Here is a 21,779-nt window from a genome sequence, read left to right as displayed (position 1 = left end):
TGCGAGCGCGCGTGTCGGATCAGGCCGCTGACGACTCGGCGCCGGACGACGCCCGAGCCTGGCTGAAAACCTCCGCCAGTCGCCTCGCGCAGTTGCCGCAACCCGGTTGCCAGCCGCAAGCGCGTTTCACCTCTCGGACGGAGTGGGCGCCGCGCGAAACGCAGTCGTGCACATCGTCTTCGGAGACGGCGTTGCAGATGCAGACATACACGGGCGGGCCTCGCTGGCGGGAGTGACTTGGCGACGAGACCCACCGCTTGTGCAGGTAAGCCTCCCCTAATTTATAGCACCTGATGGGGCGTCTGGAAACCGTCGGCCTGGTCGGTGCTTTCTCAGCGTCGTCACAGCGGCCGGTCGCTACCGTCGCGGGCTGTGACAGAGATGGTGAATTCGGGCGTTGGCACGACCCGGCGCATGCTCAGCAAGGTGCCCGAGGTCACCGTGTGGTTTTGGGCCATCAAGGTCCTGTGCACCACGGTCGGGGAGACGTTCGCCGACTGGATCAATACCTCGCTCGGCGCCGGGCTGGACGTCACCGCCCTGGTGTTCACCGTGGTGCTGGCCGCGGTGCTGGGCTGGCAGGTGCGCCTGGACCGCTATGTCCCGTTCGTCTACTGGCTGGCCGTCGTCGTGCTGAGCGTCACGGGGACGCTGTACACCGACATCCTCACCGATGATCTCGGTGTTCCTCTGGCAGCGAGCACCACGGTGTTCGCCATCGTCCTCGTGGTGGTGTTCGGCATCTGGTTCGCGCGAGAGCGCACGCTGTCGATCCACAGCATCGTGACGCTGCCACGGGAATTGTTCTACTGGCTGGCCGTTCTGGTGACCTTCGCGCTCGGCACGGCGGTGGGCGACTGGACGCTCGAGGCAACCGGGTGGGGCCCGGGCACGTCGGTGTTGCTGCCGGCGGGTCTGATTATCGCGATCGTTCTCGGCCGGCGGTTGGGTGCGAATGCGGTGCTGTCGTTCTGGCTGGCCTACATCCTGACCCGGCCGTTGGGGGCGAATCTCGGGGATTGGCTGGCTTCCCCGACCGACGATCACGGACTCGGTCTCGGGACCGCTGTCACCAGTGTCGTGTTCCTTGCCGCGATCCTCGCCGTCGTCGTCTTCCTGACCCGCACGCGCGGAGATGTCCTCGAGGATCGGCAACAGGCGCCGGTCTCGGTCACCAGCCCGGCCAGGGAGCGAATCATGCTGGGCTACTACGCGATTGTGGCGGTCCTCGCCGGTTCGCTGCTGGCGTGGGCCGCCGCTCAGCCGCATGCCGCTCGGGCCGGCGACGACGAATCCCCCGCCGCGTCCGCCACCGCGGCTCCGGGACAGGCCACGGCGCATTTCCCGCCCACCGAAGTCGCCAAGTTCCACACCATCACCCAGGACACGCTCACGAAGGTACAAGCCGGTCAGCAGGGCGAGGCCAAGACTCGGATCAAGGACCTCGAAACCGCCTGGGATCAGGACGAATCCACGTTGAAGCCGCTGGACCGCTCCTCGTGGAATGTCCTCGACGGCCAGATCGACAGTGCGTTGCACGCGGTGCGCGCGAGCAAGCCGGACCAGGCAACCGAAATCCAGTCCCTCACAACCCTGCTCGCCACGCTCGGCTGACACCGGCGCCGGCCCTCAGCGTGTATCGTCGTCACCGTCGTGGTCGTCTGGCGCCGAGCGGCTTCCCGGACCGACTGACTGGTTATCACAACAGCCGCGAGGCAGTGGATCCCAGATGCGCCCGCAATTCGGGGACCGGTCCGGTGGCGAGAAGTGCGCCTTCATGGATGACGATGCCTGCGGTGCAGTAGCGCGTGAGCAACTCGTGGTCGTGGCTGATGACGATGGCGGCGATGTCGTCGCGGGCAGCGGTTTCGACGATCAGCGCCATGATCGTTTCAGCGGTGGCGGCGTCCAGTGCGGAGGTCGGTTCGTCGCAGATCAGAATGTCGGGTTCGAAAGCGAGTGCGCGAGCGATCGATACGCGCTGGCGTTGTCCCCCGGACAGCTCGTCCGGACGGCGGTCGATGAGATCCTGCGGCAGCTCGACGGCGTCGAGTGCGGCTCGGACGGCGGCGATGCGAGCCGCGCGGCTTCGTATCCCCCGACGTACCAGGGGCCGCTCGAGTATCGTGCCGACGGTGCGTTGCGGATTCAGGGTCGAGAGCGGGTTCTGAGGCACCAGCTGAATGCGAGCTCGGGTCTGCTTGTCGCGGCGGCGCCCGGCCACGTGGATCTCACGATCGCGAACGAACAGGCTTCCGGTCGCGGTAGGTTCGAGGCCGGTCAGGATACGTGCGAGTGTGGTCTTGCCGGCACCGGATTCACCGAGTACCGCGGTGACGTGACCGGGTGAAGCAGTGAGATCGACGCCGGCCAGCACCGTCCGTCCGGCTCGCCGCAATTCGAGTGCCTGGGCTACCAGGCGACTCGGGCCCGGGTACGTCGCGTGCAGCGGCTCGTCGGCCTCTGGCAACACGATGGTGCGCTGTCCCAGCTGAATTCGATGATCAGCCAGAGCGTCCAGGGTGACGAGGTCATGACCGGAGACGAGCACCGTCACGCCTTCCTCGTGCGCGAGTACACGGAGCAGGTCGGCCACCGTTCGTCGAGCGTGGGGATCGAGACCGGCGAAGGGTTCGTCGACGATCAACAGTGGTGTCCGGCGCAGCAGCGCACGGGCCAGGGCCACCCGCCGTTGCTGGCCGCCGGACAGCTCGCCGGGACGCCGCGGCAGCAGTGCCTGCGGTAATCCGACGCGCGTAAGGGCCCGCGCTATGGAGTCCGGATCGGCGGCTCCTTCGCGCAGGATCGTGTGCACCGGCATCACCGGGTTGAGGGCCGAGCCCGGATCCTGGCCGACGTAGCTCACCTCGGTCCGGCGAAATCTTTGCAAGACTTCGGGTTTCAGTCGCAGCACCTCTCGGCCGGCAACATGAATGGTTCCGGTGGTGTGGTGAATCGTGCGGGGCAGCCAACCCAGCAGCGCTTTCATCAGTGTCGTCTTACCGCACCCGGATCCGCCGGTGAGAGCGGTGACGGTCCCGGCATGCAGGGTCATCGACACGTTGTCGAGGACTGGGCTGTCGCCGCGACGATCGGTCAGGGTCAAGTGCTCGACGCTGACGGGTGGTCGGCTCATCGGGTTACCTTCCGGGTGCCGAGGGTGCGGGTGGTGAAGGCCACACCGATCGAGACCATCGCGATGGCGGTCGCGGGTGCGATGACGGCCCACGGATTGAGCATGATGCCGGAGCTGTTGTCCCGCACCATGATCGCCCAGTTCGACTCGCCCAGGGACGCGGGCAGTTGCAGGAACGCGGCGGTACTGACCAGATAGATGGCCTCGACGAACCGCAGGCCGAGTTGGGCGAGGACGGTCGGACGCAGATTCGGCAGCACTTCACGCCCCAGCAGATACGGCAGTGATTCCCCGCTGGCGACCGCCACCTCCACATAGCCGCTTGCCGCGATCGACGCAGCGGCCGCGGCGAAGACCCGTGCCGAATACGGGGTTCCGATCACGATCGCGACCATGACCAGCCCCAGCGTTCCGGATCCGGGCCAGGACAACATCACCAGCAGAATCGCGAGGATGGGCGGGACGAGCATCAGCACATCGGTGGCCCGCCCGAGGAGGAAGCCCAAGCGGGGGCGCAGCGCGGCGGTCGCCCCGAGGACGGCCGCGCAAGCGGTCACCGCCACCGCAATCACCGCCGCGACCGTCAGCAGTCCCCACCCGCCCGAGATCAGATGCTCGACCACGTCCTGTCCGAGATGATCCGTCCCCAGCGGCGCCTCACGTGAGGGGCGTGCGAACGGAACGTCCACGCCGCCGGGCCGACGCTGCGGCGCGAGTACCGCCCCGGCGGCGAGCGCCGCGACGACGGCGACGGCCGGAAGCAGGGTCAGCGCGGTACGCCCGCGTCGGATAGTCCCGCCCGGCGTCCTCACCGCTGTCCTCGCAGCGACCAGTCGCGGACCAGATCGGCCAGGATCAGCACGGCCGTGATCGCCGTTCCGGTCAGAGCCACCACGGCCGCCGCGACAGCGCTGTCGCGATCGCTCATGGATCCGGCCAGCACCGACCCGATCCCGGGGTAGTTGAACACCGCCTCCACCACGACCGCACCGCCGAGCAGCATGCCGACCGAGGTCGCCAGTGACGCTGCGATGGTCGGAGCGGCGAGGGGCAGCACATGCCGGGCCAGAATATGGCGTTCGGAGAATCCATCCAGCCGCGCGGCGTCGACGTGGGGTAGCCCCCCGGCTTCCTCCAATGCGGCGCGGGTGACGCGAATATTCCACGCGGACTGCGGAATTGCCAGGGCGAGCACCGGCAGCACCAGTGACGTGGCATCGGCGGGCGCGCCCGTGGCATCGGTGACCGTCACCGCGGGTAACCACTCGAGACCCAGCGCGAAAACCGATACCAGCATGGTCGCGGTCACGAACTCCGGGACGGCGACCGCAGCGGTGGTGCCCGGCCCCAGCAGCCGAGCGGGTCCACGCGGATGTAAGAACCACCACGAGCCGACGACCGTGGCGGCAATGGTGGTGACCCCCAGCGCTGTGCCCGCCAGCAGCAGGGTGTTGGGGAACTTCGCCGCGAGCATGTCGTTGATCGATGCACCCCGCAGGCTGGTCCCGAGATCACCGCGCAGCAATCCGGTCAGCCAGGACCAGAATCGCACGGGCAGAGGCCGATTCAGTCCCATCGCGGCCGTATAGGCCGACACCTGTGCGGGTGCAGCATCACGGCCGAGTACCGCGGCGGCGCTCGAGCCGGGCAACAGCGCCACCGCCGCGAACACCACCATCAGCACGGACAACAGGCCTGCCGTACGCAGCGCGAGGATTCGCGTCCAGCGCGCCATCACGGGAGTAATCCAGGACATCGGAATGGCGCTCATCGTGCCCGGGCCTCAGCGCGCCAGCCATGCACGTTCGAGTTGTACCCGCCCATAACCCGCGAGATTCGGCAGATCACGAACCTTCGCCGACGCCACGTCGACGCCGTCGGCGACGCCCCAGACGAGGTAACCGCCCCGGTCGTACTGAATGCGCTGGATGTCGTGGCTCGCGCTGACATAGCTCGTGTTGTCGGCGGCCGACAGCGCGCGAAGATACGCCGCGTCCAATTCGGGATCGTGGGTTCCGGTCTCGTTCCACTTGGTGGTGGAGACCATCGTCTTGCTGGCGAAGAAGATCACCGAATCGTTGGTACCCCAGTTCGCGGTGTAAAGCGGTGCCTTCAACCAGGTTTCGTCGTAGAAGACGTTCGCATCCTGGACCACGACGTCGATCTTCACGCCGGCCTCGGCGACCTGGGCCGCGAACAAACGCGCCGAATCCACCTCGCCGACCGCCTCGTCCTTGGTGGCCAACCGGTAGGTGCGGCCGGTGTCGAACCCGGCCTCGGCCAGCAGCGCCCTGGCTCGCCCGAGATCGCGGCCGTGTCCGGGCAGTGCGGTGTCGTAGGTCGGGTCCCCGGTACCGAGTACGTCATTGGCGGGTGTGCCGTATCCGGAGGTGACCTGCTTGACCATGGCGTCGCGGTCCACCGCCAGTCGCAGCGCGGTCCGGACCCGGGGATCGGCGAAAGGCCCGTCGGCGGTGCGCATCACGATCGGGATGACGACGTCGTTGGCGCGCCGGACCACTGTGAGGTCGCGCCGTCCTTCTGCCGTTCGACCGGCGACCGCACCCACGTTGGAGGCGAGATCGATCTGTCCGGCCAGGACAGCATTGGCCAGCGCCGTGGTGCTCTCGAATCGGCGGATCTCGATGGCATCCAGTTTCGGTGCTCCGCCGTGCCAGCGGTCGTTGCGCACCAGGCGGGCATTGCCGTCGTTGTAGGACTCCAACCGGAACGGCCCCGTACCCACGGGCGCGCTGAAGTCGGTAGTGCCTTCTTTGACGACAAACGTCATCAGACGCAACAACATCGGCAGCTCCCGATTGGGGGCAGCGGTGGTGATGGTGACCGAGTCGGGTCCCTCGCTGGTGATGGCATCAGCGGAGTCGACCGGAACCTTTGTGGCCCCGGCGATCTCGTGCAGTCGGCGCAGCGACCACACCACGTCAGCGGAGCGGACCGGTGTTCCGTCGTGAAAGATCGCCCCCGGCGCGATGGTGAACCGCCAGCTGCGCGGATCATCGAGCTGTTTCCACGCCGACGCCAGTCGCGGTGCGACGTTCGGATTGGCGGCGGGCACGGTCAACGGGTCGAACACCAGTGAGGCGATCAGAAAGTCGCTGTCGTTGCTCAACGTCTTGTGCGGGTCGCGCTCGATCTTCGACGTCTTGCCCAAGGCCCCGATTCGCAGGGTTCCACCACTTCCCGGCGCATGGTCCGACCCGTTCGAGGACTGGCACGCGGTAGCGGCGAGGAACCCGCCCGCTCCGAGTCCGGTGGCCGCGATGAACTGCCGACGAGAAAACTGCACGGGTACACCTTCGACACTACTCGATGAAGTTTGGCATGCCTAACCTAATGTACTGGCTTGGATATCGGCAACAGAATCGCGAAGGTTGGTCGGCCCGCTGGTTGCCGCCGCGCGAGCTCGGGGCCAGTGGTCTAACTTAGGTAAGCCTTATTTACGCTGTAGCCTGTCGGCGCGGGCTGATGACGAGCGCTCGAGTCAGTGGTCAACCGGGCAAACAGGCCGCCTCGATCGCGCTGACGGCAACCGAACCACGATGAGGGGTGCGTTCGGTTGCCGCAGCGTGCGATCCGCGTCGCAGCCATACCGGGCATGCCGAGCTGGGTGGCGACGGCCGAGGGTGGCGGGGCCGACAATGGTCATATGACCGGCAGTGTCCAACTGCGCGTGTACGCCGAGCTGAACGACTTCCTGCACCAGGACGTCCGGTACACGGCGCAGCCTCGGCCGATCCGTCCCCATCAGACCGTGAAAGACGTCGTCGAGGCTGCCGGTATCCCGCACACCGAGGTCGATCTGATCCTGGTGAACGGCGAATCCGTCGGCTTCGGCCACCACCCGGAGTCGGGCGATCGGCTCGTCGCCTACCCGATGTTCGAGACGCTGGATATCGGGCCGCTGACGCGGGTACGTCCCCATCCGCTGCGTGATCCGCGTTTCGTCGTCGACGTCAATCTCGGCGGGCTCGGGCCGCTGCTGCGACTGATGGGACTCGACGCTCGCTGTGAGTGGGACGCCGACGACGCCACTCTCGCCGCGACGGCCGCCGCGGAGAATCGCATCCTGCTCACCCGCGACCGCGGACTTCTGAAGCGACGCAACGTGACCCACGGCGTCTTCGTCCGCTCGAACCGCCCATTCGAACAGCTGGTGGAGGTGATCCGCCGCCTCGACCTGGCCGATCGGCTGGCCCCCTTCACCCGTTGCCTGCGCTGCGGCGGCCTGCTCACCGACGTGCCCAAGCAGGACATCATCGATCGGCTCCAACCCCTCACCCGCCGCTATTACGACACCTTCCGCCAGTGCCCGGAGTGCGGCCGGATCTATTGGGAGGGTTCGCATCAACCCCGCTTGAACAACCTGGTCGCCCGAATCCGCGCCGCGATCGGGTCGGCGTAGCGGGCCGAGAAAAAAATTGCCACCGATGTGCCCGCATGTATTGACTCCGGGCAAAGGTGGAGGAAACTTATGTATACACCGAAACACCGGAGAACGCCGCAATGGCGATGGAGACGTCCGTCAAAATGAGCGGTGGAGCCCACAGGATTCGGCCAGGCCCCCGGCAAGTCGATTGGAAAATCGAGTGGTCAGCGACGACTGAGACTCGAGATTTCGATAGAGACTACCGGGGACTGATCTGTTCGGGGGCAAACGTACGACGGCGCGGCGACCACCATGGTCGCCGCGCCGTCGTTTCTCCAGTGCAAACCGAGCCCCGATTTACCTCATGAGGGTCAGCAGGCCGAGGTTTGGGACGAGCGCGCCGTCCTGGCCGAGTGCGAGGAATTCGGCCTCGACCGCCGGGAGCGGGAGCTTGCCCGCACGCACTGCGCGGTAGCGCACGAACGACCAGAGGAAGACATCGAGGTTGTCGAAGCGGGTGTTGGCCTCGAGCACCTCCTCCTCGTGGAACCACACGGCCACCTGACCATTGGTCAGCACGACGTACAGGTTTCCGCCACCGTCCGCGCCGATCGAGTACACATCGTCGTCGGTGAGCTCGGTGGTGTAGTCCGAATCGCGGATACCGCAATCGTTTCCGGCGAAGTCGAAGCCGTACGACCAGGAGAAGATGTCCAAGAACTGGGGCATCCGTCCAGACCGCACTCGCCGATCGAACGCCTCCAGAGCAGCGGCATCCCCCGCAGTGAGACGCGCGAGAAACGGTGCCACCGTGCGGGTTTCCTCCGGCACCTGAACGGTCGGGGCGTCGGAGAACCAGCGGTCCAGATCGCCGTCGAGATCACGATCGGCGTAGCCGGCGAGGTCGGCAAGAGTGAGAGCCACGCCGGGATTCTAGAAGCCTCGAAACAGTGGTGCCGGTGGCGGATGCCCGAAGCCCCTCGAGGCGGCGTGCCCATTGCGCCACTTGTTCGTGATCGTGTCGTATGGAATGTCGGGGTGGGGTATACCTGCGGTATACAGGTTTTCAGATCTCAGCGTACAGGGGGCTTGCCGATGTCCGGTCAGATCGATCTGCACACCGACGTGCCGCACTCGGCTCGTATGTACGACTACTTCCTCGGTGGTAAGGACAATTACGAGGCGGATCGTGATGCCGCCGAAAAGGCGTTGCAGGAGTTTCCCGCGGTTCGGGTGACCGCGCGCACGAATCGTGAGTTCATGCGGCATGCCACGCGCTATCTCGCCGGGCAGGGGATTACGCAGTTCCTCGATATCGGCACGGGTATCCCGACGGAGCCGAATCTGCATCAGGTCGCGCAGGAACTGGCGCCGGACTCCCGGGTCGTCTACGTCGACAACGATCCACTCGTATTCGCGCACGCACGAGCACTGCTGGTGAGTTCGCCGGAGGGCCGCATCGCCTACGTCCAGGCCGACGCCGCGCGCCCGCTGGATATCCTCGCAGCCCCGGAACTGCGGGAAACACTGGATCTTTCGCAGCCGGTGGCGGTCTCGCTGATGGCCCTGCTCCATTTCGTGCCCGGCGACGTCCACGAGATCGTCCAGACTCTCATGGAGCCCCTGGCTCCGGGTTCCTACCTCGCGATCTCGCATGTGACAACGGACTTCGACGACGGCGACTCGGATCCCGGCGGCATGGCCCGCTTGCTACAGGTCTACATCGACCGCGGAATTCCCGTCCGTCCCCGCACCCGCGCCGAGGTCGAGCGCCTGTTCGACGGCCTGGAACTGGTGCCCCCCGGCGTGGAGGTGATCCACCGCTGGCGCAGCGAGGGCATCGACCACCCATCCGGCCACGACAAGGTCGTGTCTCTCTACGGCGCCGTGGGCAAGAAGATCTAGGCTGTCCCGTATTTCGCTGTCTGCGGTTCTTCTTCGAGGTCGAACGACTGGAAGGGGCTCACTGTGGCACACGAGAAGGTTGGCCGGGTATTCGCCGCGATCGCGGTGAGTGTATTGATGTCGGCTCCGCTCGCGGGGGTGGCGAGCGCCACGGTCCCGTCGCATCAGCAACCGCCGCCGCCCGGGTCGGCAGGGATATGGCCCAACGATGGTCGCGATTGGCGCGGTGATGACGGTCCGCGAGATCGTGACCGGCATTGTGATCGGAATGGTTACTGGCACGACAATGACAATGATCAGTGGGGCCGCCGCGATGACCGTTGTGAATTCTGGTAACCGCGAAATCTGACCCTGATCGGCACCGCACGGTTTGTGCGGTGGTATCACGCGAATGACCCCCGGTCGCAGACCCGGGGGGTCATTCGTCCTTGTATCCCATGCTCGAATTGTCTTGCACCGCAAGGTCCCGCCGGTGCCAGTGCGCTGACAGCGGTTCGCCAGGACGGTCTCGCAGACTGGAGCAGGGTGGCGTGCGAAGCGTCGGCGGCCGTCCGGTTATATGAAAGCCGTTCCACCGCACCGACGTCCGTACCAACCGAAGGAGTCACCTTTGCCGAATGCCGCGCACCGCATTGCCCCGATCGCCGTCTTCGCCTCCGTCGCAGCCGGATTGGTCGTCACCGCGCCACAGGCCGCGGCGCACACCATCACCGCGGTCACCGTCGCCCCCGGCGTGGGCGGCGGCTACGGCACCGGCTGCAGCTACCAGGTGTCCGCCACCGTGGACGAGGACGCCTACCGAATCACTTTCATGGACAACGACTATCCGATCCGCAGCAACCAGAACCTCCAGGTCTCCGGCAACACCGCCTCGCTGGCCTGGACGCCCTCCACCACCGGCACCCACGTCATCACGGCCCTGTTCACCACCGGTGACCAGGCGCCCGCGACGACGACCGTGCAGGTCGGCGGCGCCGGGGTCAACCTGGGCAGCACCTGCTTCGCCCAGTAACACCGGACGGGTTCGTCCTGCCTGCCCCGCAGGTTCCGGCGGATACCGCAACCCCTGGCAGTAGGACGGCCGTTGGGCTGAACCGCTCTTCTCAACGATCGCTCTTGTTCCGGATCCCGTCGCGCCACAAGCTAGGTGAGGGCGAACGCGCTGAACCTGGCGTGTGCGCGAGGTAGGGAGGTAGGCCGATGGTTGCGGTTTCGGCGGAGGAGGAGCTCCGCGTGCAGGTCGAGGCGACCGACAATGTCCGGCTGCCGCAATCGATACTGCGGCACGCGGTTTCGGCGGGACTGGAACCGCGGCAGCTCACCCGGGATTCGGGGGTACCCACCTGGTCGCTGAGCGACGGCGAGGAGTACCGCGTCCCCAGCGCCGGATACCTGCGCACCTGGGAGGTGGTCGAGCACGGGCTCGGCAACCCGGACGCGGCGCTCGATATCGCCGAGCGCTACGTCCTGGGCCAAGTGGGCTTGTACGACTACCTTTTCAGCACCGCGCCGACGCTGGGGGCCGGGCTGGAACTGTGCGGAACGTACCTGGGGGCCATCACCACGAACTTCCGTATGGAGCCGGGCCTCGAGACCGAGGAGGAGGTCACCTTCGAGATCGGCATGATCAATGGCGAGGGCCGGGGCCGGGAGCTGGCCGCGCAGTGGGGCCTGGCCGCGATCTTCACGCGCAGCAGGCTGGTCATGGACGGTCCGGTGAGCCCGGTCCGTATCGCGTTCCACCAGCGGGCGCCGCGCAACCACGACCGGCTGGTCGAGTTGTTCGGCACCGACGCCATCGATTTCGGCGCAACCGCGGACAGCATCACGGTCAGCACCGCCGATCTGGCCCGCCCGCTGCGCACCGCGGACCCGCGGCTGGCCGAGATCCTCCAGCGGTACGCGGCCACCAGCCAGCCCGTGGTGCCGCCGCGCGCCACCACCTGGACCGACCACCTGGGCCTGGTCATTTCGGCTGCCCTGGAGCAGGATTCGGTCACCATCGACCAGGTCGCCGCCCGCCTGTTCCTGAGCCGCCGCTCGCTGCAGCGGCGCCTGGCCGAGCACGGCACGACCTGGCGCACCGAGCTCGAGCGCGCCCGGCGCCGACGGTACGAGCAGGCCGCGGTGGACGGCCCGCTCACCCGGTCGGAACAGGCGGAACTACTCGGTTACAAGGATCTTCGGTCGGCCCGCCGTGCGGTGGAACGGTGGCAGGACTGACGCACTCTCGTCCGGATTGGCACGTTTTTGCCTTGTGATTGGCGCAATCAACCCTCGTCGACGGACCGGTCGTCCCATGAAACTGACGATGCGGGGGAGCCGAATCGAGTGGGTTGATGTCGAGCGAGGGACGTGTGGGACAGATAACGCTCCTTGGTGGAGTGGGCATTTCGGCCGATGGGCAGGTGAAACGGGTCGGTGGCCCGCGGGTGCGCACGCTGCTGGCACTGCTCGCCCTGCAGCCCGGCCGGGCCACGACCTGTGACGCGCTGATCGGCGCCATCTGGGGTGACACCCTGCCGGCCGATCCGGCGAATGCCCTGCAGACACTGGTGAAACGGCTGCGCGCGCTGCTGCCGGAGCACGCGGCGGTGGAATCGGACGGCGGCGGGTATCGACTGCGCCTCGCGGCCGACGACATCGACATGCACCGCTTCACGCGCCTGGCCGAGGAGGGCATCGGCCGGTTGGCTGCCGGTGAGGTCGCCGCCGCCGCCCGCACCCTCGATGTCGCGTTCGGCCTGTGGCGCGGGGCGGCCTTCGCGGACCTGGCCGACCACCCGGACCTGTACTGGCACGCGGACCGGCTGAACCAGCTGCGCCTGCACGCGGTCGAGGCCCGTGCCGACGCCTACCTCGCACTGGGACGGGCACGGGAGCTGGTCGCCTCGCTCGAGGCGGAACTCCGCGACGAGCCATTGCGAGAGTCCTTGGCGGTGCGGGTGATTCACGCGCTGACCGCCGCCGGCCGGTCCGGCCGGGCCCGGGAGGTCTTCGACGCCACCCGTACGCAGCTGCGCCGCGAGCTCGGCGTGCCGCCGTCCCGCGAGCTGGTCCTCGCCCTCGACCGCGGCGAGAGCCCCGCAGCCGCTATCACGCCTGCCCTGCGGGTCCGCCTGACCAGCCTGATCGGCCGCGAACCCGACCTGAACCGACTTGCGGCCCTGCTGTCCTCGACCCGGCTGCTGACCCTGACCGGTCCCGGCGGGATCGGCAAGACCAGCCTCGCCCTGGAGGCCGCCACCCGCCTGGCCCTTCGCTGGCCGGACGGCTGCCGCCTGGTCGAGCTGGCCGCGATCGGCGATGCCGCCACCGCGGGCGAGCATATGCTGGCCGCGCTCGGGCTGCGCGCCGAGCCGAATTCGGTGCACGCCTGCCCGATGCACCGCCCGGCCGTCGGCGCCAAGCTGCTGCTCGTCCTCGACAACTGCGAGCACGTGCTCGATATCGCGGAGCTGGTCGCGGACGTGCTCAGCCGCTGCCCCGACCTGACAGTGCTCGCCACCAGCCGCGAGCCCCTCGGCATCAATGGCGAAACCCTGTTCCCGGTACGGCCTTTGGCGTCGCCGCCGCCCGGGTCGGCCCCCGCCGAGGCCCTCGGCGCTGCCGCGGTACACCTGTTCCTCGACCGGGCCCGCGCCGTCCGATCCGGCTTCACCCTGACCGACGAGAACTACGAGACGATCGCCGCCATCTGCCGCCGCCTGGACGGCATCCCGCTGGCCCTGGAACTGGCCGCCGCCCGCGTCCACACCATGACCCCCGCCCAGATCCTGCGCCGCCTCGACGACCGCTTCCGCCTGCTGGCCGGCACACGCTCCGCCGTGGAACGGCACCGCTCCCTCTACACCGCCATCGAATGGAGCTGGGACACCCTCGCCGCCCCGGAACGTCGCCTGGCCCAACGCCTCTGGCTGTTCCCGGACGGCGCGACCCTCGACACCCTCCAAGAGGCCGGCCCCGGCGACATCCTGGACCCGCTGAGCCGCCTGGTGAACAAATCCCTGGTCGAGTTCGACGGCCGCCGCTACCGGATGCTGGAAACCATCCGGGCTTTCGTCGGTTCCACCGTCTGCTCCGAGCAGAGCGTCGCGTAGTCACCGGGATCGGGTGCGCCGGTACCGCATTCGATCAGGCAGTCGCGGGTGAATCCTCCTTCTCCGAAGCGGCGGTGGCCGGCAGAGTGAAAACGGCTGCGACGCAGAGGATGCCGATGGCGAAGCAGGCCAGGGTGTACCAGAGGTTGCCGATGGGGTCGCCGTTGCGGGTGACTCCGCCGGTGGCGTCCAGGAAGTCGGGGAGGGCGGTGGCCCACAGGACGGCCATGACGAGCAGGTAGACCACGCTGTAGGTGCGGACGAACCGGTTGTCGTAGCCGGGGTCGGCCGATCCGGGCTGTCGCCGGCGCGTCCACTGGCGGTACATCAGCACGATCGCCGCCAGGGTGAGAACGATCAGTTCGAGCGCGTAGATGATGCCGCGGACGGTCGTGCTGCCGGCTCCGAGCACGGTGGCGGGCAGCGGGAGGATGAAGGTTCCGAGTGAGGCCAGCAGGCCGATCGCGATGGTGCGCCAGACCAGTTGGAGGCCGGTGAAGCGCTCGCCGCCGTCGACGCGGCGACCGACGAACCAGTACACGCAGAACGCGAGCGACATCGGCCACAGTGCGGCGAAGACCACCACGCTCGGCAGCGGTACCGAATCGAACATGGGCTGGTTGAGCGGGTTCGAGGTCGACCACTCCCACCAGCGCAGCTGCGGCCCGATCTGATCGAAGATCTCGTAGAACGCGTGGTGCACGAATCCGACGCAGGCCGCCCCGGCGAACGCGCCGTAGGTCCGGAAGACCCCGAGCATGCGTACGATCTCGTACGCGAGCGTCGCCATGAACGGATAGATCGCCACGATGTAGAGCGGCAACCGCCCCCACAGGAAATCCACCGTGAACACGTTGTGTGCGAACATCGTGTCCACATGCCCCGAAATACCGAACGCCGCGGGGAAATACAGCGGTGGCTCGATGATGAACAGGTACGCGGTGGCGCCGAACCACAGCACCAGGTTGGTGGGATCGCCGTGGCGGCGCAGCCGCACGATGGCCCACACCAGCGCGAGCACCGAGCCGAGGATCACGGTCAGCTCGAGGACGGGCAGCGTCCAGTTCTCCAGTACCAGCGGGTTTCTCACCTCCACCAGCCCGCCCGCCGTGTCGCAGGAGAAGCCGAGCGATCTGGCGAGCTGGTCGAAGGTGGGTGCGCAGTGGCCGGCCATCAGTTCGCCTCCGCCCCGGTCGCCGCCGCGGTGTACCAGCGCGTGACGTCGTACCCGTTGCGGTAGCGCTCGAACCACACATCGGCCAGTGCCGGCGTGTTCTCGTGTGCCGGATCATGGTTGGGTAGCTGGCTGCGGATGATGCCGCGCAGCGCGGTGAGCTGCTCGCCCAGCGGCAGGTCGTCGAAGGCGCGCGGCCCCGGGCCCGCGTAGGGCAGCGCGAAGCGTGGCAGCAGCTTGCCCAGCAACTGCTGGTAGCGGTAGGTCGCGAACATCGACATGGCGTCGATCCTCCGATCCTCCAGTGGCACATGCTTGTTGAACCCCGCGCAGGCGATGCGCACGACCCGCAGCACATGTCGGAAGATGGACGGCGCCACCCGCATGCGATAGAGGTCGCTGCCCACCAGTGAATCGAAGATGATGAGCGCGGAACTGCGGTGCTCGACCTCCTCGACGAAATGCCAGATGAACAGCGACGCGACCCGGTCGTCCCCGGGCCGGAACAGCGACGCCTCGTTGTCCAGCATGAGCTTGAAGACCGAGGTGAAGGTGGCTTCCAGATCGGCGGTGTAGGCCAGCCTGTACTTGAGCGGTGTCTCGGCGGTGAGCCGGTCGAATTCGGCGACCACCTCGTCGAGGGTCTCCTGCAATCCCGGATAGGCGCGGATCAATCCACGCACGTGCTGCCGGTGCGCGGTCGAATGCTGACCCTCCTGCCGCATGAAGGCGTCGGCCTCCTCGGCGACGGCGGGATCTTTGAATTGCGGCTTGGCCTGCGTGATCATCTGCACGATCATCTTCTCGAAACCGATGGCCAGGAACGACACCGCGTTGGCCATGCTGGAGAAGGCCGGGTTCTCGGGATTCCAGAGGAACGGCACGTCGTGTTCCTCGAACGCGAATGTCAGCTTCCGCACAATCAAATCCGTCATGTCGGGCGATACCTCGTCTTCTGGCGGTGGATGGGTCCGGTGGCCCGGGTCGCGCGCTCCGATGCCGCTGTGAACATACAAACATACACAGGCGCGTACAAGTGTATGATTGGAAAACCCAGCTCAGACCGTATGCCGTACTGGACGGGACGATCCCGCGTGTTACGGTCGGGCCGTGGCACGAAGGCGCGGGTGGGGCGGGAGTCCGCCGGAGAACGACGAGGAGGCATCCCGTCGAATCGTCGCCGCCGCAGTCGAATTGATAGCGCGCACCGGTGCGGAGATCAGCATCGCGGACGTCGCGGAATCGCTCGGGGTGATCCGCCAGACCGTGTACCGGTACTTCCCCAGTGCCGACGCGCTCATGCGGGCCTCGGCCATCGCCTCGGTGGACGACTTCCTGGACCGGCTGGCCGCGCAGGTCAGCGGCATGACCGATCCGGTCGAGGCGATGACCGAGGGCGTCGTCTACACCCTCGCCGAGGTGCGCCGGACGCCGCACCTGGGCATCCTGCTGGCCGCCACCTACTCCAATGCCGACCCCGCCGGTATCACCTCCGCGGAGGCGCAGGCCTTCGGCATCACCATGATCAAACGCTTCGACGTGGACTGGCGGCACTACGGCTACGACGACGAATCCCTGCACGAGCTGGTGGAATTCCTGCTGCGCACCATGCAGTCGTTCTTCATCTCGCCGGGCAGTCCGCCGCGCGGAGACGCGGAGTTGCGGCGATACCTGCGCCGCTGGATGGGGTCGGCGATCATCGCCCAGGCGAACACCGTGTCGGGTACGCCGAACGGGCGGTCGTGATCGCGCCAGGTCATTCACTAGGCTAATCGGTTGTGTCGGATTCACGCTCGATGGAGGTTTCCCGCTCCGGTACAACGCTTTTCGTGCTCACACTGAGTGCGTTGCTGGCGTTGGCGCTGGTGTTCACGACGGTCGATCCGTGGCTGGAGAAGGCGGGAATTCTCGCGGGCGGGCTCGATGTGCACATCTACCGAGAGGGTGCCTGGCGTTTGCTGCACGGGCATTCGCTGTATCGGGACGAGACGGTCGGCGGGCTGCTCTACACCTACACCCCGTTCTCGGCCATGGTGTTCATCCCGGGGCTCGCGGTGCCCGCGGCCTGGATCACCGATGCGTTCCTGCTGGTGAATCTCGGTGTGCTGTATGCCTGTGTCCTGCTGTGCTGGCGGATGCTCGGCTACCGGATGAACGCACACGTGGCGAGTATCGGTGCGCTGCTGGCGATTACGTGCGTCTTCCTCGAACCGGTGCGCACCACGCTGTTCTACGGGCAGATCAACCTGGTGCTCATGCTGCTGGTGCTGTGGGACTTCGCGCGGCCCGAGGGCGGGCGGCTGCGTGGCCTCGGCGTCGGGGTGGCTGCCGGGATCAAGCTGGTGCCAGCCTTCTTCATCGTGCAGTATCTGGTGCTGCGCCAATGGTGTTCGGCCGCGACGGCGTCGGTGACGCTGGCGGCGACGGTCGCCCTGGCCTGGCTCGTCTCGCCCGGTGATTCCCGCGAGTACTGGTTCTCGACCTTCTTCCACTCCGAGCGCATCGCGCCAGACACCGAGCCGGCCAACCAATCGGTCCGCGGCGTGCTCGCGCACCTGACCGGGGGTGGTGCGCCCGTCTGGTTGTGGCTGATCCTCGCGGGTGTGGTGGCAGGCGTTGGCCTGACGCTCGTCGCCGTGCTGGACCGTTGCGGCGAGCGGTTGCTCGCGGTCACGCTGGGCGGAATGACGGCCTGTGCGGTGTCGCCGTTCTCGTGGGGACACCACTGGGTGTGGTTCGTCCCGCTGCTGGTCCATCTCGTGCATCGAGCGCAGACCCGGCCGCGGTGGTGGCTCGCCGCGGCGCTGCTGTTCGTGGCCACCGGGGCATGGACGTACCGGTGGACCCCGGATTTCGCCTCGGTCGGCGTCTTCGTCCTGCCCAAACCCTGGCACACCGAGCCGATTCTGGAGAACGCCCACGTGATCGTGTACGTGTTCGCCCTGCTGTACGGCCTGTCGGTGGCGCGCCGCGCCGAGGTCGAGCGGCCCCGGGCAGCGGTCGCGGATCCGATCCGCGTCGGCTGACATACACGAGATTCGCGGCGGGCCATGGTCGATGATCGAATACTCCGATTCATTCATCGTGATTTGCCGTGACGATGCGGTACCGGGGACGGGATAGCCTGGGAAATTCATGGCAAACACGCTGCCGGGGTGAAAGGTGCGGTCCGGCGGCGAATTTTGTTCCTTTCCAAGGTATTTCCCGGACTATTCCGGCAGGAATGGATTTGATTGCCATCCGTCCAGTCTCCGGTAACGAATAGGTGATCAGCACCGTTGTCGGTTCGGGTACGAACCGACTGGTAACGGTTATTCGTTCAGAATTTTCCACAAAGGAGGAAAGGCCCATGATTCCGCACTTCATCGGCGACTTCATCGACGCTGTGAACACCCTCATCGCGAAGTGGTTCCTCCCGTAGAGCCGCCGGCCCGGGGCGGTCCGCCGCCCCGGTCCCCTCTCTCACCCGTGCTACCGTGCCCCGGAACAGGAGGGCACACATGGTGAAAAATGTTGTGGCACAGGTTGTGGGCGGGGTCAATGCCGGTATCGTGGCGCTGACCAAGCTCCCGGTGATCGGCCCGGTCATGGGCCGCGGATTCGTCGTCATCACCTACACCGGCCGCCGCTCGGGCAAGACTTTCTCCACGCCGGTCAACTACTGGCGTTCGGGCGATGAAGTCGTCATCGGCGTCGGCATGCCGGACAAGAAGAGCTGGTGGCGCAACTTCCAGGGCGAGGGTGGGCCGATCTCGTTGCACCTGAACGGCGTCGATCGCACGGGCCACGCGGTGACCCAGCGCGACAACGGCCGCGTCTCGGTGCGGGTCACCCTCGACGACGAGGCCTGAGCGCCACCGCGGCCGGGCCGCGGCCCATTTCGGCAATACAGTGGCTGCATGAACATCTGCGTGTTTCTGTCGGCCGCCGACCTCGACGAGCGCTACACGGGGCCCGCCCGCGAGTTCGCGGAGTTGATCGGGAAGGGCGGGCACACGCTGGTGTGGGGCGGGTCCGAAGCCGGGTTGATGAAGGTCGTTGCCGATGGGGTGCAGAACAGCGGCGGCAGGCTGGTCGGTGTGTCGGCGCAGTTCCTGCGCGGCAAGGCGCGTGCCAACGCCGACGAGATGATCATCGCCCCCGATCTGGCCGCGCGGAAGGCCAAGCTGCTCGAGCTCGCCGACTGCGTGGTCATCATGGTCGGCGGCACCGGGACCCTCGACGAGGCCACCGAGATCCTCGAGATGAAAAAGCACAGGATGCACCGGAAGCCGGTGGTCCTGCTGAACACCGCCGGGTTCTACGACGGGCTGATGCAGCAGTTCGAGCGCATGGAGGCGGAGGGCTTCCTGCCGCTGCCGTTGGCCGACCTCGTGTACTTCGCCGCCGACGGCGCGCATGCCATGGCCTATCTCGAGAACGCGGTACGACGCGGCTGAGCGTCTCCCCGGGCGGATTCGCGTTGCCGCGCCGCGGGGTCCGTGCCAGCCTGGTTGCAGTGGGACATCCGCCCGGGCATGTCGATGTGCGTCCGGCCGGGTGCTCGAGGAGGCAGCCGTGAAGGACCGGGCAGGACTCGGGGAGCGCTCGGCGCTGCGCGTCACCGTCGATTTCACCGATGCGGCCCATCGGTCGCTGGGGGTGGGCTGGTCGGTGGACGCGGCGGCCTACCGGCGGTTCGAATCAGCGCGAATCTTCCTGGTGGCGATCGGTTCCCGGCCCTGCCGGACCTATCTGAAGCTGGTCGACGGGCAGGATCGGACCTCGATCCAACTACCCGAGGCGCTCCCCGCCGGCACATATGCCATCGATATCGACGCCTACGGCAGTGCCAGCTGGGGCGACGGCCGGCTGGACGCCCGCGGGCGCAGCCCGGTCTTCACCGTCGATCCCGGGGCAGCCGAATCCGCCGGTGCCGATTAGCGCGGTGCGTCGGGCAGCCCGGGGCGGGCGGCGAAGTCGACCGGACCGAGCAGGTCGGCCACCTGGCACAGCTGCCCCGCGAACCAGGGAATCAGGTTCGGGTCCTTCAGCTTTCCGCCGGGCGCGAAGGTGAGCAACTCGCTGCCGACCAGGCTCCACTGCGGCACCGCGCCCGCGATGTGCGCGGCGACCAGTGCCGGTCCGACCATGGCCTTGGCGTACGCCGGGGCCATCGCATCGATCCGGAAGCGGGCGTCGAACAGCACATTGCCGGTGGCGGTCGGCTTGTCGCCGAACAGGGCCCGGCCGAACTGCGACATCAGCCCGCGCTGCCGCACCGCGAGGGCGGGATGCGGCCGGTCCAGCAGCACCAGCGCCACCAGATAGCGGTGTGTGGTGGTGGTCGTGGATTCGCCTGTGCTCGAAGTGGTTTCGTACGAGTACTCGGCGACCGTCACCCAGCGCCCGCCCACTCGTCCGGTCAGGGTGACGCCGAGCCCGCGGGGATTGCGTCCCGGGAGCCGCGCGGTCCACGGCGCGAACGATCGTTCCTGGAAGGTCCAGCCATTGACCACGGCCCAATCCCGCAGTCGCGCTTTCCGATCCCGTTCGGCCAGGATCGCGATGGGCAGCAACGCCATCAGCAGTACCAGCGGAATCCCGAACAACACACCGAAGACAAGCACCGCCCCTCCATCCCCGTCCCCTTCCGCCGGTGTTCGGTCCCGTAGGGCTCGAACTGTTCGCGGTGCCAGCCTTCGTGTGAAACCTTCCAGTTCGCTTAACGGATCATTGCGCCGCAGGGGTATCAACATCTTGTTGAAGAACTCTTCAACATATTGTTGAATGTAACTCGTGTGCATCGAACCGGCGTAGGGCGCATTCCGATCGACCCAGTGCCGCAATCTGATTCGGGGCGACCCGATCCATCGGCAGCGGCTATGCTGCTCGGCGAACCGCCGCGCCGGGAACAGGGGAGCGGGGGAGGATCGAGGGGAGCGGCCGGGTTCGGCCGTGGAGTGAAAGGCACAACAGGATATGCGGGGTGGATGGGCCAAGCGGGGCCTGGCGGGAGCCGCGGTGGCCGTATTGTTGCCGTTCGGGGCGTTGACGGCCGGACCGGCTGCGGCAGACACGAATCCGGATGCGTTCGACTTCTATGTCGACTCCAGCATGGGTTCGATCAAGTCCCGGATCGTGCGCGCGGCCGACGGAAATACCGACCGGGTGGTGTACCTGCTCGACGGCGAGCGCGCGCAGAACGACTACAACGGCTGGGAGATTCACACCAGCATCCCGGCCGCGCTGGCCAAGTTCAATATCAATGTGGTGATGCCGGTCGGCGGCGAATCAAGCTTCTATCAGGACTGGGATGCCCCGAGCAGCTTCGGCGGCGCCAATCCCGATGCGTCGCTGTTCCCGAGCCGGGATTCCGGTTCGGCGGTCGCGGGCTGGGACGAGACCTCCGGCAAGTCCTACACCTACCAGTGGGAGACCTTCCTCTCCCAGAACCTGCGTAATGCGCTGCGAGATCGACTGGGGTTCAGCGACTCTCGCAACGGGATCTTCGGACTGTCCAGTGGCGGCAGCGCGGCCCTGCTGATGGCGGCCTACCACCCCGGCCAGTTCAACTACGCCGGTTCGCTGTCGGGCTACCTGTACATGTCGGCGCCCGGCATGCGTGACGCCCTGCGCCTGGCCTTGCTCGCGGCCGGCGGCTACAACATCGATTCCATGGCCGCCGCAGGCAGCGCCAAGTGGCAGCGGATGGACCCGTACGGCTTCGTCCAGCAGCTGATCGATAACAACACCCGCCTCTACATCGCCGCGGGCAGCGCCGTCCCCGCCCAGCAGGACCTGTCCTCCGCGGACGCGGTCATCCAGGGCATGCCTCTGGAAGGCATCGCCCTGGCCAACACCAAGGCCTTCCAGTCCCGCTTGCAGTCCCTCGGCTACGACAACGTCAGCTACGACTTCCCGAGCATCGGCGTCCACAACTGGGGCAACTGGGAGCAGGTCGCCAACCGCATGCTCCCCGACATCGCCCAGCACATCGGCAAGCCCCTCCCCCCGGGCGCCCAGCCCGCCCAACCCCCCGGCGTCCCCCCCCGCCGCGGGCCCGCCCCGAACCGCGCCCCCCCCCCCCGGGCGGCC

The 21,779-nt window shown here is 67.1% G+C and carries 22 protein-coding genes; 13 read left to right on the top strand and 9 right to left on the bottom strand.

Annotation, left to right across the window (positions count from 1 at the left end; translation table 11 throughout):
- Positions 1-19: 19 nt before the first annotated feature.
- On the bottom strand, positions 20-211 hold the full coding sequence (locus ACFXHE_RS02250) for a bacterioferritin-associated ferredoxin (RefSeq protein ID WP_379378965.1): 192 nt from the start codon (positions 209-211) through the stop codon (positions 20-22).
- Positions 212-381: 170 nt separating this feature from the next.
- Here ACFXHE_RS02250 and ACFXHE_RS02245 point away from each other — a divergent pair, with 170 nt between their 5' ends.
- The gene (locus ACFXHE_RS02245; RefSeq protein WP_379380344.1) at positions 382-1,614 is read left to right on the top strand and encodes a hypothetical protein; all 1,233 of its coding nucleotides are present in this window, start codon (positions 382-384) and stop codon (positions 1,612-1,614) included.
- Positions 1,615-1,699: 85 nt separating this feature from the next.
- Here the strand turns inward: ACFXHE_RS02245 and ACFXHE_RS02240 are convergent, their stop codons facing one another.
- From ACFXHE_RS02240 to ACFXHE_RS02225, 4 genes are read right to left on the bottom strand one after another with little or no spacing between them, the layout of a single operon-like run.
- Positions 1,700-3,136: an ABC transporter ATP-binding protein gene (locus tag ACFXHE_RS02240; protein ID WP_379378963.1), complete on the bottom strand. Its 1,437-nt coding sequence runs from the start codon at positions 3,134-3,136 to the stop codon at positions 1,700-1,702.
- On the bottom strand, positions 3,133-3,948 hold the full coding sequence (locus tag ACFXHE_RS02235) for an ABC transporter permease subunit (protein ID WP_379378961.1): 816 nt from the start codon (positions 3,946-3,948) through the stop codon (positions 3,133-3,135). Before ACFXHE_RS02235 ends, ACFXHE_RS02240 begins: the two co-directional genes overlap by 4 nt.
- Positions 3,945-4,907 (bottom strand): ABC transporter permease, encoded by a 963-nt coding sequence (locus tag ACFXHE_RS02230; RefSeq protein ID WP_379378960.1) that lies wholly within the window; start codon positions 4,905-4,907, stop codon positions 3,945-3,947. The genes ACFXHE_RS02235 and ACFXHE_RS02230 overlap by 4 nt, the downstream gene beginning before the upstream one ends.
- Before the next feature lie 12 nt (positions 4,908-4,919).
- Positions 4,920-6,443 carry an ABC transporter substrate-binding protein gene (locus ACFXHE_RS02225; protein WP_379378958.1) on the bottom strand — a complete coding sequence of 508 codons (1,524 nt, stop codon included), beginning with the start codon at positions 6,441-6,443 and terminating at the stop codon, positions 4,920-4,922.
- 360 nt (positions 6,444-6,803) lie between these two features.
- Between ACFXHE_RS02225 and ACFXHE_RS02220 the strand changes: the two genes are divergently transcribed.
- Positions 6,804-7,559, top strand: a complete 756-nt coding sequence (locus tag ACFXHE_RS02220; RefSeq protein WP_379378956.1) for a Mut7-C RNAse domain-containing protein — start codon at positions 6,804-6,806, stop codon at positions 7,557-7,559.
- Positions 7,560-7,880: 321 nt separating this feature from the next.
- On the opposite strand, the gene ACFXHE_RS02215 is transcribed toward ACFXHE_RS02220, so the two are convergent.
- A complete protein-coding gene (locus ACFXHE_RS02215) occupies positions 7,881-8,447 on the bottom strand; it encodes a hypothetical protein (RefSeq protein WP_379378954.1) in 567 nt (188 codons plus the stop codon).
- Positions 8,448-8,618: 171 nt separating this feature from the next.
- Here ACFXHE_RS02215 and ACFXHE_RS02210 point away from each other — a divergent pair, with 171 nt between their 5' ends.
- The 5 genes from ACFXHE_RS02210 (at position 8,619) to ACFXHE_RS02190 (ending at position 13,528) form a co-directional block, all read left to right on the top strand.
- Complete coding sequence (locus ACFXHE_RS02210; protein WP_379378952.1) at positions 8,619-9,428, top strand: SAM-dependent methyltransferase; 810 nt, start codon at positions 8,619-8,621, stop codon at positions 9,426-9,428.
- Positions 9,429-9,636: 208 nt separating this feature from the next.
- Positions 9,637-9,777 carry a hypothetical protein gene (locus ACFXHE_RS02205; protein ID WP_379378951.1) on the top strand — a complete coding sequence of 47 codons (141 nt, stop codon included), beginning with the start codon at positions 9,637-9,639 and terminating at the stop codon, positions 9,775-9,777.
- A gap of 261 nt (positions 9,778-10,038) precedes the next feature.
- Positions 10,039-10,440: a hypothetical protein gene (locus tag ACFXHE_RS02200; protein WP_379378949.1), complete on the top strand. Its 402-nt coding sequence runs from the start codon at positions 10,039-10,041 to the stop codon at positions 10,438-10,440.
- A 188-nt stretch (positions 10,441-10,628) separates the two neighbouring features.
- Entirely contained in the window at positions 10,629-11,651 is a 1,023-nt protein-coding gene (locus ACFXHE_RS02195; RefSeq protein WP_379378947.1) for an AraC family transcriptional regulator ligand-binding domain-containing protein, read from the top strand.
- Between the two features lie 185 nt (positions 11,652-11,836).
- Positions 11,837-13,528 carry a BTAD domain-containing putative transcriptional regulator gene (locus tag ACFXHE_RS02190; RefSeq protein ID WP_379378945.1) on the top strand — a complete coding sequence of 564 codons (1,692 nt, stop codon included), beginning with the start codon at positions 11,837-11,839 and terminating at the stop codon, positions 13,526-13,528.
- A gap of 34 nt (positions 13,529-13,562) precedes the next feature.
- Here ACFXHE_RS02190 and ACFXHE_RS02185 read toward each other — a convergent pair whose 3' ends face one another.
- Complete coding sequence (locus ACFXHE_RS02185) at positions 13,563-14,702, bottom strand: hypothetical protein (RefSeq protein WP_379378943.1); 1,140 nt, start codon at positions 14,700-14,702, stop codon at positions 13,563-13,565.
- Positions 14,702-15,637: a metal-dependent hydrolase gene (locus tag ACFXHE_RS02180; RefSeq protein WP_379378941.1), complete on the bottom strand. Its 936-nt coding sequence runs from the start codon at positions 15,635-15,637 to the stop codon at positions 14,702-14,704. The genes ACFXHE_RS02185 and ACFXHE_RS02180 overlap by 1 nt, the downstream gene beginning before the upstream one ends.
- Before the next feature lie 175 nt (positions 15,638-15,812).
- Here ACFXHE_RS02180 and ACFXHE_RS02175 point away from each other — a divergent pair, with 175 nt between their 5' ends.
- From ACFXHE_RS02175 to ACFXHE_RS02155, 5 genes are all read left to right on the top strand, one after another.
- On the top strand, positions 15,813-16,448 hold the full coding sequence (locus ACFXHE_RS02175) for a TetR/AcrR family transcriptional regulator (protein WP_379378940.1): 636 nt from the start codon (positions 15,813-15,815) through the stop codon (positions 16,446-16,448).
- A gap of 83 nt (positions 16,449-16,531) precedes the next feature.
- On the top strand, positions 16,532-17,728 hold the full coding sequence (locus ACFXHE_RS02170) for a glycosyltransferase 87 family protein (protein ID WP_379378938.1): 1,197 nt from the start codon (positions 16,532-16,534) through the stop codon (positions 17,726-17,728).
- 474 nt (positions 17,729-18,202) lie between these two features.
- Positions 18,203-18,553 (top strand): nitroreductase/quinone reductase family protein, encoded by a 351-nt coding sequence (locus ACFXHE_RS02165; protein ID WP_379378936.1) that lies wholly within the window; start codon positions 18,203-18,205, stop codon positions 18,551-18,553.
- Positions 18,554-18,601: 48 nt separating this feature from the next.
- Entirely contained in the window at positions 18,602-19,141 is a 540-nt protein-coding gene (locus ACFXHE_RS02160; RefSeq protein WP_379378934.1) for a TIGR00730 family Rossman fold protein, read from the top strand.
- A 118-nt stretch (positions 19,142-19,259) separates the two neighbouring features.
- A complete protein-coding gene (locus ACFXHE_RS02155) occupies positions 19,260-19,625 on the top strand; it encodes a hypothetical protein (protein WP_379378932.1) in 366 nt (121 codons plus the stop codon).
- Here the strand turns inward: ACFXHE_RS02155 and ACFXHE_RS02150 are convergent.
- The gene (locus tag ACFXHE_RS02150; protein WP_379378930.1) at positions 19,622-20,311 is read right to left on the bottom strand and encodes a hypothetical protein; all 690 of its coding nucleotides are present in this window, start codon (positions 20,309-20,311) and stop codon (positions 19,622-19,624) included. The genes ACFXHE_RS02155 and ACFXHE_RS02150 overlap by 4 nt on opposite strands.
- Positions 20,312-20,663: 352 nt before the next feature.
- Between ACFXHE_RS02150 and ACFXHE_RS02145 the strand changes: the two genes are divergently transcribed.
- A partial coding sequence (locus ACFXHE_RS02145) for an alpha/beta hydrolase (RefSeq protein WP_379378928.1) occupies positions 20,664-21,779 on the top strand: 1,116 nt, incomplete at its 3' end.

The sequence above is a fragment of the Nocardia sp. NPDC059229 genome (assembly GCF_042754165.1).
Lineage (GTDB): Bacteria > Actinomycetota > Actinomycetes > Mycobacteriales > Mycobacteriaceae > Nocardia.
The sequence above is the reverse complement of the archived record's forward strand: the minus strand, read 5'-3'. Positions and strand labels throughout refer to the sequence as shown.